The organism is Sphingomonas sp., from assembly GCF_035910975.1.
In the GTDB taxonomy this organism is placed as follows: Bacteria; Pseudomonadota; Alphaproteobacteria; order Sphingomonadales; family Sphingomonadaceae; genus Sphingomonas.
Map to the genome: position 1 here is coordinate 1 of NZ_JAMHWM010000027.1, position 13,429 is coordinate 13,429.

Below are 13,429 nucleotides of genomic sequence, written 5' to 3' on the forward strand. Positions count from 1 at the left end.
CCCGACCAGCTGGTAGCGGACGAAGCCGGTGTCCAGCCGCTGCCGCTGCACGTCGAGCTCGGCCTGCAGCAGCAGCCCGGGGCCGGCGAACCAGCGCTTGCCGACCGCGCCGACCAGGTAGCGGTGATCCTCGGGGCCGAACGCGGCGCGCGCGTGGCCGGCCACGGCGCCGTCGTCGAGCAGCCGCTCGAGCGACGCGGCGGCGCCGCTGGCCCGATCGCCGGCCGCCAGGTCCGCGATCGGGTTGCCCAGGAACGCCGACGCGAACGCCTGCCACCGGCCCCGCGTGTACTCGCCCTCGAGCGCGTACGGCTCCTCGAGCAGGTACATGTCGAGGTGGCGCCGCACGTACGCGGTGTGATCGTGCGTGCGCAGCCCGAACGTCGGGAAGAACCGCCCGGCCCGCACCGACCACGGCGCGTCCTCCTGGTGGAACGCGACGAAGTGCTCGCGCGACACCAGGTAGCTGGTGATCGCCATGGCGCCGTCGCCCGGTCGCGCGGCGCCGTTGCCGCCGACGGTCACGTTGAGCGACACCGGGCCGACCGCGACGCGCGCGTACAGATCGGCCTGCATCGGGAACGCCAGCAGCTCGGCGGCCTCGCCGGCGAGGCGCTTGCCGCCGAGCGCGCCGCGCAGCCCGCCGCCGAGCGTGAGCCAGTCGGGCGGCGTCCACGCGCCGTGCAAGAGCCGGCCGTCGCCGCGGCCGCTCAGCGTCTCGCCGGCCTCGTCGCGACCGTAGTCGGTGAGCAGGCCGCCGCCGTCGGGGCTGACGTGGCACTCGCCGCAGCGGGTGGCGCCGGTCGTGAACTGGAGCTGCGGATAGGCGCGCGCGGTGCCGGCGGCCAGCGCGAGCAGCGCGGCGACGAGCAGCGCTACTCGCACGGCGCGCCCTCGAGGATCCACCGCTCGATCACCGCGATCTCCCCGTCGGGCAGCGGCACGTCGGGCGGCATGATCGTCGTGCGCTCGCCGCGCAGCAGGTACATCAGCCGCGAGCTCTCGGGGTGCCCCGGCCGCACGAAGTTGCCGATCGGCTCGCCCGGCAGCGGCGGCGCGCCGCACACGCGGCCGGTCAGCACCGCGTAGGCCGCCGCCGACGTCGACAGATCGACCGCGGCCTGCGCCGCGGCCTTGCTGTGGCAGCGCGCCGTCGCGCAGCTCGGCTCGAGGATCGCCGCGTGGACGTAGCCCCAGTCGGCGGGGCGATCGCTCGCGTCGTCGCACGCGGCGAGCGTCGCCATCAACCCGAGCGCGAGACAGCGGCGCGACGACAACCCGGTCACGGTAGCCCAGGTACGCGGCGCGATGGAACCGGTTACGGCGCGCTCGTCGCGCGTGAGCCATCGCACCGACGTTGCGGACGGCGTCGCCGGGCCAGCGCCGCCAGCACCGCGAGCCCGAGCGGCGCGGCGCCGGGCGCGGTCGACGTGCCGCAGCAGCCGCCCTCGTCGGGGGGCGTGCCCGGCCCCGGCTGGCAGCGGCCGCGGTCGTCGCAGGTCTCGTCGCGCGGGCAGTCGTCGCCGGTGCGGCAGTCGAGCGTGCACGCGCTCATCGTCGAGCAGTACTGACCGGTCGGGCACTGCTCGTCGAGCGCGCAGCTGCCGGCCGCGTCGGGCGGCGTCGGCTGCGCGCCGGTGAAGCACACGTTGACCGTCTGCGTGCCGGCCGACGCCGGCGCGCAGTGATGGGTCAGCGGGCAGTCGGCGTTGGTGTCGCAGAACCGCGAGCAGTAGCCGCTCGACAGATCGGTCGCGGTGAACAGGCAGAAGTCGTCGCACTCGACCTCGTCGTAGTTGCAGCTCGCGCCGATCGGATCGCTCGGCGTGTCGCACAGCCGCCCCGCCGCGGTGGTGACGCAGGCCTGGCCGCTCGGACAGCCGCTGCCGTCGGCCGCGCACGCGTCGCCGGCCACCGGGTAGATCGAGCACAGCCCGGCCTGATCGTCGGCCGACGGCTGGCGCTGCCCGCCCCACGGCGTCCACGAGTAGTACATCGTGTCGTGGCTGCGCATCGTGTGGCCCAGGCCGCTGAAGTGGCCGAGCTCGTGGGTCAAGACGCCCTGCAGGTCGAGCGTGCCGCCGGCCGCCAGCGCGCCGCTCGGGCCGATCGCCCAGCGGAAGTGCTGGCCGTTCATCGCCACGTCGGCGGTCTGCTGTCCGTCGAGGATCGTCAGCGCGGTCGCGCCCGCCGCCTCGCTGCCGTAGACCCAGCCGCTCTCGATGAACAGGATCGCGTTCTGGCCGTCGACCGCGACGCCCAGCGTGGTCGGCCCGGCGTCCTGGTAGGCGATCGACGCGCACGGCACGTCCTGCCAGGTCTGGAACGCCGCGTGGATCGCGTCGGTGATCTGCGGCAGCGTCAGGTCGTCGCTGCCGGCCGAGTTGATCAGGTACGGCACCGGCATGCGCGCCGCCGGCCACACCATGCCGTTGGTGGTGAACGCGGCGGCGTCGGGGCGTGGCCCGGGGAGGAACACCGGCACGCCGCCGATCGTGCGCTGGTCCCACTTGCCCTGGGCCCAGCCGTAGACGCGCCAGGTGGCGCCGTCGGCGTTGTGCCGCAAGAAGAACCGCGCGCGCTCGCCGACGCGGTAGCGCGGCATGCCGAGGATCACCTGGCGCACCCGGCCGAGATCGCCGCCGGGCTGGACGATCGTGAGCGTCACGCCCGCGTCGGTCGCGAGGCGGATCACCGTCTCGACGTTGGCGCCGTCGGCCGTCCAGCGCGCGTCGATCGCCGTGACGGTCGCGATCACGTCTTGCTCCGCGCCCGCGGCCAGCTCGGCCGGCGTCAGCGGCAGCACCACCGACGCGGCGGCGGGGTGAGCGGCGGCCGCGACCATGGCCAGCGCCCCCGCGATGATCGCCGCGCGCCTCACCGGCGGCGACGCCGGGTCACGAGCAGCCCGACCGCGCCCGCCAGGCCCAGCGCCCCCAGCATCCCGCCGGTCGTCGTCGTGCCCGTCGAGCAGCACCCGCCGCTGTCGCCATCGGCCGCCAGGCACTGCCCCAGGCTGTTGCACGTCGCGCCGCCGCAGTCATCGTTGGTCCGGCACTCGAACGTGCAGCTGTGCACCTGCGTATCGCAGAACTGCCCGACCGGGCACTCCGCGTTGCCGTTGCAGGTGCCGCCGGTGCCCGCGTCGGGGCCCGCCGTGCCGGCATCGGGCCCCGTCGTGCCCGCGTCGGGCCCGGTCGTGCCGGCGTCGGGGGTGCCGCCCGCATCAGAGACAACCGCGCGGAGGATCCAGTCGCCGCTGACACCGAAGAAGCTGGCGGTCCGCCAGCCGAGCGTCGACTCCCGCAAAAGGCTCGCGTTGACGTTCGAGAAGCCACCGACGTCGTTCGTGACCGATGGCTGCCCCGTGTGATGAACCTCGATGCCGATCCGAAACCATCCGGAGACCGTGATGTTGTCCGCGGCGACGCTCAGCTCTTGCATCTGCGTCTGCGACGGCGTCAGCGTGAAGTCGCCGCTGAAGAGCTCGGTTCCCGGCGCCAGCGACACACCGTCATCGGTCCATACGTGCAGCGTCACGTCGACAGCGGCGCCGCCCGCCGAGACGTTCGCGAAGACGGTGCGAACCGCCAAGAGCTGCCGAGGGGAGGTCACCTGGTACCTCGCGGCCGCCATTTCGCCGGGCACGAACCCGCCCTGCACCGCGACCATCTGACCGTCGGTGAAGCTGTCGTTCTTGAGCTCGACCTGTGCGTGCGCTTGTCCCGTGAGGCCAAAGACGGCGCAGGCCGCGGCTAACGCAGCGAGGATTCCCTTCATCCGTCGATCGTGCCCCCGCCCCGGTGTGAACGCAACAGCCCGCCTACGGCAGGTTCAGCGTGTAGCGGAGGACTCTTCGGTTGGTCCGATCGGCGACGAACAGGTGGCGACCGTCGAACGCGAGGTCGGTGGGCTCGTTCATCGTCCGATCACTTGGGGTCTGGTCAAGCACGGCGGTCGCGGTCGATGACTGCCCAAGCACTTGCGCCGCCGCGGCTCCGCTGGCCGTCGGGAGCGGATCGAACACGAGCACGCGATCGTTGCCGGCGTCGGCTACAAGGAGCGCGCCATCGATGATCGCCACACCGGTTGGGGTGCTCATGCGCGCCGCGCCCGTGCCAGCGGTCACGCTCGCGAAGTCAGGTTGGCCAAGCACGATGTCTGCCGGCTGCCCGGTCGTCGCCGGGATCGTGTTCCAGATGAGCACGCGATGGTTGCCGGGATCGGCGACCACCATCCTGGTGCCATCTGATGTGACGCCGCCCGTGCTGCGGAACTCCGACGCGTTCGCGCCGACTCCCCCCGCCAGCACCGCGGCTGCCGGGGCCGCATTGACTGCCGGGAAGCTCGTCCACGACCAGATCCTCGATGTGAGAAACCCGCCACGGGCGAGGACGCGTGCGCCGTCGGACCAGAGCCCCCACGGGACCCGCATCTGGCTTGGGCCGGTCCCGACGTTGGCCGTCGTGAAGTCGGGTTGCCCGAGCACGAGATCGGCTGGCTGCGCTGCAGCGACCGGTAGCGACGTCCAGATCAACACGCGGTTCATCCCGTCCGCGACGAGGACCTTCGTGCCGACGGCTTCAACATCCTGCGCCTGGAAGATCGATGTCTGGCTAACGCCTTGGTCGGCATCGACCGTGAAAAGCGACTGCCCGAGCAGATAGCCAGCCGCGGGGTCCGACGCCGTCGGTGAGTTCCAACCCAGTACCCGTCGGTGAAAGTAGTCCGTCGCCCACAGCCGGCCGCTCGCGAACGCGATGCCGTCGGGTTGGAACGACTGCGCCGTGACACCGCGGTCGGCGTTGGTCCCGAAACTCGGTTGGCCGATCACCAGGTCGGCGGCCTGGCCGTTCGTGACCAGCGGCCCCGTGCGGACCGGGCGCGCATCGACGGCATCGATTGCCGCGTCGACAGCGTCGCTGCTCGGCGGTGCGTCGATCAGCGCGTCGGCCTCCGGGGCGTCGCCCGCGTCCTCGCCGATGACCGGCAACTCGGGAAAGCGGCATCCCGCGAAAAGGACGACCAGCCCCAGGGACGACACAGCAAACCCACGCGACATACCGCGAGCCTACTCCAGTCGACCGTGCATGACGAGCTTCCGGTCGTACCGATCGTGCGATAGATTCGCCGCCATGAAGCACGCGTGGATGGTGTTCGTGGCGGCCGTGTTGCTCGCAGTCGGTAGCGGGCAAGCGTCGGCGCAGTCCGCCGAGGCTGAAGTGCTCTTTCGCGATGGGAAGAAGCTCATGGCGAAGGGCCAGTACGCCGAGGCCTGCCTCGCCTTCGAGGGCAGCTTCAAGAAGGACCCGGTCGCCACCACCCTGCTCAATCTCGCCGACTGTCGCGAGAAGAACGGCCAGCTGGCCAGCGCCTGGGGGCACTTCGTGGAGGCGGCGCGCCTGGCGCGCGGGCAGGGCGCGATCGAGAAGTCGGCGCAGGATCGTGCCGACGCGCTCGAGCCGAAGCTCTCGTACCTGGTCGTCGCCGTCCCCAACGACGTCCGCGTCGACGGCCTCGTGGTCAAGCGTGACGGCGTCCCGATGGACCCGGCCGAATGGAATCGCAAGATGCCGATCGACGGTGGACACCACACGATCGAGGCCCGGGCTCCAGCTCATGAGCCGTGGTCGACGTCGGTCGAGGTCGGGACGTCCGGCGACGAGAAGTCGCTGACGGTGCCGGCGTTCCGCGCGATGCCCCTTCGGACAGCGCCTGGCACCGGCATGACGGGGCGGCGCAAGCTTGCGCTCGGTGGATGGGCCCTCGGCGCGGTCTCGCTCGGCGGCGCGCTCGCGTTCGAGCTGTCCGCGCGCTCGTCGTACGACGACGCGAAGGCCGCGACGACCAACCCGGCCCGGCGCTCCGCCTACGACACTGCGAACGATCGGCGCCTGTACGCAGGCGTCGCGCTGGGCGTCGGCGTGGCCGCGGTGGCTGCCGGGACGCTGTTGTGGATCACGGGACGCCGCGCTGCGCCCGAGGCCGTCGAGGTGCAGGCCTCGGTGGGCCGGGACATGGGCGGCGTCACGGTAAGATGGGATTACTGATGGCTGGAGTCGGACATCGCGGCGACAGATTCCTCGCGACAGGTGGGGCCGATCGTCGTGGACGACGGCACGTGAGATATAGTGCAAGCAATACTATGGCCTTGTGCGATTCGCGCGCCCCGCGATAGTCTTTCTTCGATGTCGGTTGGTGCGGTTTCCCGTTGTCGCAGGGGTGCGCAATGTTGAGCAGAATGATCGGACCATGCGTGGATCGCGTGGCGGGGGCGCCATGATCTGGGACTTCGCGTCGCTGCTCTACGGCCAGATCCGGGGCGCCGAAGCTGAAGCCGAGCGTGCGCATGAGGTCGTGATCGGCATCGTGGTGGACATCAAGGATCCCTCACGTCTGTGTCGGCTGAAGGTCCGAATCCCGGTGCTGAGCGACGACGCGACGTGGTGGTGCCCGGTCATCGCGATCGGCGCAGGGCGCGATCGCGGCTGGTTCACGCTGCCCGAGGTCGACGACGAGGTGCTCGTCGCCTTCGAGCACGGCGAGCTGGCTCGGCCGATCGTCATCGGGCAGATCTGGAACGGCAAGGACAAGCCGACCGAGTCCAATCCGAGCGGTGACAACCCGCGGCGCGTCTTCACGTCGAAGTCAGGGCACACGCTTACGTTCGATGACAAGGACGGCAAGCTGGTCATCGCCGACGGCGCAGGGATCGGCACGGTGACCATCGACAAGGCGGCCGGCATCACGATCGAAGCCAAGCAGGGGTGCGTCGCGATCCAGGCCCAAGACGAGGTGACGATCGTCGCGGGGGAGATCGCGATCACTGGCAAGGCAGCGGTCGACTTGATGGGCAAGTCATCCGGCGTGAGCGGTACGGGCAAGGCCGGCGTGAAGATCGACGGCAACATGGTGGCGCTCAAGGGCTCGACCATCGACGTCAACCCCGGCGGCGTGGCGGCCGCCGCCAAGGCCGACGCGACGGTGACCGAGGTGCCCGACAGCGATCCCGCCGGCGGCTCAGGCGGCGGCGCCGCCGGTGGCCAGGCCAGCGCGCAGGCCGGCGGCGGTGGTGGCGGCAGCAGCGGCGGTGGCAGTGGACCTGCCGGGGGCGGGGCCGGCAACGCGAGCCCTGGCCCCGCCGCGGCGGAGTCGGCAGCGGCGGAACCGCCCGAGCCCGTCCCTGCGCTGCTCTCCGCGCGCTGGGTGCAATCCAAGGCTCCGGTCGGCGCGACCGTGGAGCTCGCCGCGATGTGTCTCGACCTGGCTGGCCAGGCCGCGAGCTTCGAGATCCGGCCGGTCGACGGCGGCGCCGCGGTGGCCTCGGTCTCGGGGACCTGCGGTGACGCGGTCGCCAGCGCGACGTGGACGACGCCCAAGGACACGCGCATCGCGCAGTACACGTTCACCGTCACCGCCGGGGGGCAGTCGGCCGAGGGCGACGTGCTGACCTTGGTGAAGCCCTTCGCCGCGACCCTGATGCTCGACGAGCTGCCGGCGTTCGGCGTCGAGGTCGAGCTCGAGACCGTCGAGACCGGCGACCGCGTCCGCGCGACCGCCGACGCCGACGGCAAGGTTGCGATCGCCGAGGCCGCGATCGGCACCTGGAAGCTGCACCTGATCAGCGCGGAGGACGCCTGATGCCCACCATCAAGACCACGACGAAGGACTTCCTCGAGGGCGTCGCCGTCAAGGACGACCAGCCGACGATCGAGTGGGAGTCGACCGGCTATCTGCATGTGCGCCTGATGGACGAGTTCGGGCAGGCGCCGCTGGCGGCGTACCTGGTGTCAGTGCAAGTGCCAGGGCAGGGCACGGTCGAGCTGACGACGGACAAGGACGGCGTGGTGTTCCATGAACATGTCCCGTTCCAGGACTACGAGCTGGCGCTGGAGACGGCGAAGGTGCACGCGCCTGCGGTTGCGACTCGCGACGAGCGCCACGAGCGGCACGTGCCGGGTGTGCAGCTCGGGTTCGTCAATCTCTACATCGGCGACGACAGCTTCGCGCCAGTGGCGGAGGCACGGTTCACGCTGTCGGGCCCGGCGTCGGTGACGTTGTTCACCGACGAGGCCGGCATGGCCTCTCATCCAGCGCCGCTGCCGGTCGGCGAGTACGAGCTGCGCGGCGAGGCCGGACACGCGACAGTGAAGCTCGGCCCGCGGCGGGATGGGGTCGCGTTGGTCGCGCTGTCGCCGACGGAGGCATCATGAAGTTCCACGCGCGCCTCCACCCGGGGCGAGTCACCGACCTGAGCCAGCCGCTCGAGGTCCGCGTCCACCAGCCGCGGAAGGCGGCGGACGTGACGATCAAGGTCTGGGAGCTCGACGCGTTCCTCGGCGCCGATGGCAAGCCGCGGCGCGAGGGGACGCCAGATGATCTGCTCGCCACCTTCGTCGGCAGCATCGAGCCGGCGCCGCCAGGCGGCGGTCGCAAGCCGGACTGGCGCGCGTTCAAGGTGGCGTCGGCCACGATCGAGCCGGCGCCGTCCGACGCGCTCATGGTCAAGCTACGGTTCCCGGGCAGCGACACGGTCTACGACGTGCCGATCCTGTCGGAGGCCGCCGAGGTCGAGGGCACCGAGTACGAGCTGGGCCTGTCGATCGAGCTGGGCGGGGCGGAGAAGTTCCGCAGCAAGGCGCCGACGCTGGTGCGTGTTCCGCGGGTCGTCCCGCGCCTGACCGCGCTTCACATCGACGGCTTCGACGACGACGGCGAGGCGATCCGCGACGACGCGTACGCGGTGCCTGCACAGGTCCCGAACATCGCGCTAGCCCTGGCGAGCCCTGACGACGACGAGGACGCACATCAGCCTGCGACCATCGTTGGCCAGTGCAAGGTCCACCCGAGCGGCATCGTGACCTCGGCAGACGCGGCGAACGCCTTGCCACTCGGGCTCAGCCTGCGGCGGCCATTGATTGCGATCCCGCACGGAGACGAGGACGATCCTGCCCAGGCTCCGCGTGGCCTCGGCTTGGACATTCAGCCCGACGGCACGATCGAACTGCTTCGCCCGGACACCGCGATGCTACGGACGATGTTCGCGGCCGGCACGAAGGTCGAGCGGAACACGGTCGACGGACATGACCGCCTGGCCTTCGCCGGTCTGGTCATGACGGCCGCGCCCGCCGGCATCGCGCCGCTGGCCCGCGGCACGGTTGCCCCACGCCGACGTCGGGTGGCGCGAGGAGGTCGCTCATGAGCAGCGCGTTCAAGTCCACCGATCCGGCGACCGAGCAGGCCGCGGTCGAACGCCTGCTGGCCTATGTCGACGAGCTCTTCCAGGGCGAGATGGCCCAGACACTCGGCGTCAGCATCGACCGCGTCGAGGCGATCCACCTGGGCTCCTATCGGCAGTGGCGCAAGCCCAAGGTCGTGAAGATCCTCGAAGGTCGCGACCGGTACACGGCCACGCTGTTTGGCCTGGTGATCGACAAGAACCCTCTCGAGGTGATGCGCGATCCGCTGGAACTCGATCCGGACGAACGCTATCGCGTGAAGCCGTACCGCGCCGACCTCGCCCGTCCGTATGTCACGCACCTTCTCCACTGGCAACAGTTCGCTGACATCCCGGTCGACGACGTGAGCGAGATGGCGCGCTCGGGCATGCCCCCTGCGTTCGCGGAGGCGCTCGGGAGCATGTCGACCGAGACGCGCGAGGTCTATCAGACCAACCTGCGGGACATCCACGACCGCCCCGCCAGCCTGCGCAAGATCAAGCCGAAGCGCTTCATGAAGGTGCTGGCGACCTATGGCACGTACGCGTCGCCGGCCGGCGACTACTTCGCCAAGTGGCAGCCAGGTGAGGTCGGGTCCCGCGACGTCGTGTCGGCCTACACCGATGAGATGCTCGTCCGCTCGACGGCGGAGGTCTTCCTGAAGCAGGGCGGCGACTACCTACTCCTGACGACACCGAACGGTTACCGGCTGTTCGCGCTCACCGAGGCGGAACACGGCGCGCTGTCGGCAAAGGAGCTGATCGGCTCCTACGATTCGTTCCACTTCGGGCTGCTCGAGACGTCGCGCCGCACCACGGCGGTGCTGTTCCACGCAGCGCACGGTTTCCCCAAGAACGTCGTCGACGGCCGCCGGCGGCCACGGCCGGGTAAGGGTGGAGGCGAGCGCATCATGCTCGACCCCCGGCAGCTGGTCGAGTCGCTCCTCGGCGTCGACAACGCGCAGCAGTTGAGCAACGCGGGCGATCCGTGGGCGTGGTTCGTCGAGATGGTGAAGGGGTTCTTCCCCGACCCGTTCTACGTCATCGACTTCGCCGAGCACAGCGTCAGGCCTGATGCTGGAGCGTTCGGCAGCGTCCGGCAGTGGGGCATCGACGCCGCCAAGAAGGCCTTGGCCAGCGCGGCAGATCCTAACCAGCACCTGCTCGAGGTCAACGCGCAGCGACGCAAGGACATCGAGGCCGTCCTGGTCGATCCGGACAAGCTGGTCATCCCGCAGGGTACGCGCTTTGGCGCCACGCGCTTCATCGGCGCCGACGGGTCCTGGGTGTACCTGCGCGACGTCAAGAACGGCGCGGTCTTCGTCCAGACCCACAACGACTTCGTGTGGGACGCGTATCTGATCCAGGTCAGCGAGATCGTCTACGAGAACACCGCCGGGGTCATTCCACTGGTTGGCCTCGTCGCGGCCTGTGCGGCCGCGCCGTTCGTCGTGACGGCGATCGGCCCGGCGGCGATGGCTCGCTACGTCTCCCAGGAGGCCGGCAAGCGCGCGGCCGGCGAGCTGGCCAAGCGCGCAGCGATGCGCCTCGTTCCGGCGCTCGCCGCGAAGATGACGTCGCTCGTCACGTCGCTGTTCATCTACGCCAGCGGCGACGACGACCCCGATGGCGACGCGCAGAAGTGGCGCGCCTTCGCTGACGGCTTCTTCCGCGGCTACCTGGTGAACACGCTGTACGACGGCTTCGTGCGCGGCACGGTGGCGACGACGCTGGCCGAGGGCATCCCCGAGTACCGCTACTACAAGATGGTCCGCCGCCTCCAGTACGTCATCGAGCGCGTACACCAGGTGGTCCAGACGCTCGAGCGCGAGTTGACCAAGGAGAGCGCGCTCGAGGGCGTCGAGCACTTCAAGAAGGCGATGGGCCACACCGTCAACGGCGTGCTGCTCCTGATGTCGAGCCTGTACCACCTCGAGCACGACAAGGTGAACCCGATACTCCATCTGTTCGGCCAGGAGATCGATCACGAGCCGCCCAACCCGGCGGAGTGGGAGCTCGAGGCGGGCTTCCAGCTCGGTGAGATCGCGGAGCAGATCGCGAACGAGCTCAAGCTGCACGATCTCGACGACGTGTTGACGGCGCTGCGGAAGAGCCGGGCGTTCCCGGCGTTGCTCGCGGCCGGCATGCTGAGCCCGCACATCTGGAAGACGATCGCCTACACGTGGGGGACGCGGCCGTTCTCGTGGAAGAAGTGGGAGGTGAAGTGGGTCCGCCCGGCGCGCCCGGCGATCATCATGGTGGCGATCGCTTCCATGATCGGCTTGCTGATGTACGCGGACGACCAGCTCGACGACAAGCTCTTCCCGACGCTGCAGGAATTGCTGCTTGGCCTCGTGCGCGACCTGCCGGGGCCCACGGCGGATCGCGCGAAGCTCAACGGCGAGGTCGTGGGCAACGTGGTTGGGGTGTTCATGTTCAACAGCTTGGTCTTCAAGGCGACAAACCGTGCGCCGCAGAAGAAGAAGTGGAAGGACAACAACGCCGAGGAGAAGTGGGCCAAGCTGACGAACATGCCCCTGCTCGGCTCGAGCATCCAGCGCAACCTGAAGATCGGCACGGTCGGCCCGATCCTGCGGCTGTTGCTGCGACGCTACGTGACGTTGTACGAGGACATGCGGGCGAAGGGGATCTTCATCGCGCAGCACTCCGAGGAGACCATTGGGTCGTTCCTGGATTCAGTCGACGATGCGAAGCTCGAGCGCGAGAACATGGCTCGCCTCCAGGTGTTTCAGACCGATGAGGAGTCGGTAGCATTCAGCCTGAGTCGCTTGGTGCGGGTCTTGTTCCGCCTGCGGACGCTACTGGCGCGTGACCTGGAGACCGCGCTCAGCGAGAAGGCGCGGAGCACAATTGCGCAGCAGGGCATCGTGGAGGATGTCGAAGCCTTCAAGCGGCTCGCGCAGGCGAGCGGCATGTCGGCGGCGGTTGAGAAGCACACGACGCTGGCGTACAAGACGCTTGCCATGCACCTTCACGCGGCGGTCTCGCAACTCGAGGAGGCGCTGAAGCACCTGATGACGAAGTTCACTGCGGACGAGAAGAGCTGGCTCGAACTCTTGCGAGAACTCGGCCTCGATATCGATGTCGGCAAGGCGCAGCACCTGTTCGACGAAGAGATGAAGCGGCTTGAGGTCCTTCGTGCAGGTGGCCCATGAACTCCGTCGGCTTGAGCTGCGCCATCGTCGTGCTTCTCGGTTCGGCCGGATGCACAGGTTCTGCACGCAAGGACAAGCCGCCGACGCATCGCGATGCAGTGTCGGCGCCGGGTGCGTGCAAGGGTGACGCGGCGGCGTGCCCAGGGAACTGCAATACGCAAGGCTATTGCGAGGTCGAAGGCGAGTTCGGCCCGGAGGTGCGTCTGCCGCCCGCTCGGTACGCGGTCAAGTATGAGCTGCGCGCGCACGACGGCATCATGAACAAGGACCCAGCGCTACTGGTGTTGTCGGAGCCGCTGTGGGTGAGCAAGCGCGAGAGTTCGGTCGGCGACTACCGACGGTGCAAGGCCTGCGCGCCGAAGGCGTTCCTCGATGGGCAAGCGGATGACACGCCGCTTGAGTTGTCGTTCGCCGACGCACAGGCATTCTGCAAGGCGACTGGCCGCCGACTGGCGACGCCTGAAGAGTGGCAGGCCGCGGCGCGCGGGCCGTCGCCGTGCACGGATCCGCTCGAGGTTCGGGATGATCGCGACGGCACGACGTGCAACTTCCGGCGATACCCATGGGGCGACGATCAGACGCCCGCGGCGTTGTGCAAGTACGGGTACAACTCAGTCTGCGAGAAGCGGACGGGGCCACATCCGATCGGTCCACAACCGGACTACGCGAGCCCGACCGGTGTCGAGGACCTCTCGGGGAACGTCGAGGAGTGGGTCGACGGTGCCTACCAGGGCCGCCCGGCGTATAAGGGAGGTCACTGGGATCTCATGGGCCGCGATCCGTCCGAGCTCTGGTTGGAGCTGGGTGTGCCCGGAACCGAGTACGACGACTACCAGAACCTCCCCGACCCCACCCGTCTCGGAGTCCGCTGCGTCCGCGGCAACCCGAAGTTCGAGCTGAAGCTGCGCGCGGCGCCGATATGAACCGTCGCGTTGGCCCGGTGACGTGCGTCCGAACTGGACGTTGTCGAGGTCGTTGGTCCATTGTCATGGCGGTGGTTGTTGCCTGCGCCAGTGCGGAGCGCACAGCGACCCTG

General features: G+C 69.6%; 11 protein-coding genes. 6 read left to right on the plus strand and 5 right to left on the minus strand.

Features of this window, described 5'->3' with window-relative positions:
- The 5 genes from VYI76_RS06180 to VYI76_RS06200 all read right to left on the minus strand — a co-directional run.
- The coding region (locus VYI76_RS06180; protein ID WP_326523906.1) for a hypothetical protein at nt 1-885 on the minus strand (885 nt) is incomplete at its 3' end.
- Nucleotides 876-1,286, minus strand: coding sequence for a hypothetical protein (locus tag VYI76_RS06185; RefSeq protein ID WP_326523907.1), 411 nt, complete (start codon nt 1,284-1,286; stop codon nt 876-878). The genes VYI76_RS06185 and VYI76_RS06180, both read right to left, overlap by 10 nt.
- A gap of 32 nt (nt 1,287-1,318) precedes the next feature.
- Nucleotides 1,319-2,881 carry a matrixin family metalloprotease gene (locus tag VYI76_RS06190; protein ID WP_326523908.1) on the minus strand — a complete coding sequence of 521 codons (1,563 nt, stop codon included), beginning with the start codon at nt 2,879-2,881 and terminating at the stop codon, nt 1,319-1,321.
- Complete coding sequence (locus VYI76_RS06195; RefSeq protein WP_326523909.1) at nt 2,878-3,780, minus strand: hypothetical protein; 903 nt, start codon at nt 3,778-3,780, stop codon at nt 2,878-2,880. The genes VYI76_RS06190 and VYI76_RS06195 overlap by 4 nt, the downstream gene beginning before the upstream one ends.
- Nucleotides 3,781-3,823: 43 nt before the next feature.
- Nucleotides 3,824-5,062 carry a hypothetical protein gene (locus VYI76_RS06200; RefSeq protein WP_326523910.1) on the minus strand — a complete coding sequence of 413 codons (1,239 nt, stop codon included), beginning with the start codon at nt 5,060-5,062 and terminating at the stop codon, nt 3,824-3,826.
- A 73-nt stretch (nt 5,063-5,135) separates the two neighbouring features.
- Here VYI76_RS06200 and VYI76_RS06205 point away from each other — a divergent pair, with 73 nt between their 5' ends.
- The 6 genes from VYI76_RS06205 (at nt 5,136) to VYI76_RS06230 (ending at nt 13,316) form a co-directional block, all read left to right on the plus strand.
- Complete coding sequence (locus tag VYI76_RS06205; RefSeq protein WP_326523911.1) at nt 5,136-6,050, plus strand: hypothetical protein; 915 nt, start codon at nt 5,136-5,138, stop codon at nt 6,048-6,050.
- 229 nt (nt 6,051-6,279) lie between these two features.
- Complete coding sequence (locus tag VYI76_RS06210) at nt 6,280-7,641, plus strand: phage baseplate assembly protein V (RefSeq protein WP_326523912.1); 1,362 nt, start codon at nt 6,280-6,282, stop codon at nt 7,639-7,641.
- Nucleotides 7,641-8,213 (plus strand): hypothetical protein, encoded by a 573-nt coding sequence (locus VYI76_RS06215; protein WP_326523913.1) that lies wholly within the window; start codon nt 7,641-7,643, stop codon nt 8,211-8,213. The genes VYI76_RS06210 and VYI76_RS06215 overlap by 1 nt, the downstream gene beginning before the upstream one ends.
- On the plus strand, nt 8,210-9,202 hold the full coding sequence (locus VYI76_RS06220) for a hypothetical protein (RefSeq protein ID WP_326523914.1): 993 nt from the start codon (nt 8,210-8,212) through the stop codon (nt 9,200-9,202). The genes VYI76_RS06215 and VYI76_RS06220 overlap by 4 nt, the downstream gene beginning before the upstream one ends.
- Complete coding sequence (locus VYI76_RS06225; RefSeq protein WP_326523915.1) at nt 9,199-12,393, plus strand: hypothetical protein; 3,195 nt, start codon at nt 9,199-9,201, stop codon at nt 12,391-12,393. Before VYI76_RS06220 ends, VYI76_RS06225 begins: the two co-directional genes overlap by 4 nt.
- On the plus strand, nt 12,390-13,316 hold the full coding sequence (locus VYI76_RS06230; RefSeq protein WP_326523916.1) for a formylglycine-generating enzyme family protein: 927 nt from the start codon (nt 12,390-12,392) through the stop codon (nt 13,314-13,316). Before VYI76_RS06225 ends, VYI76_RS06230 begins: the two co-directional genes overlap by 4 nt.
- The last annotated feature ends 113 nt before the right edge of the window (nt 13,317-13,429 follow it).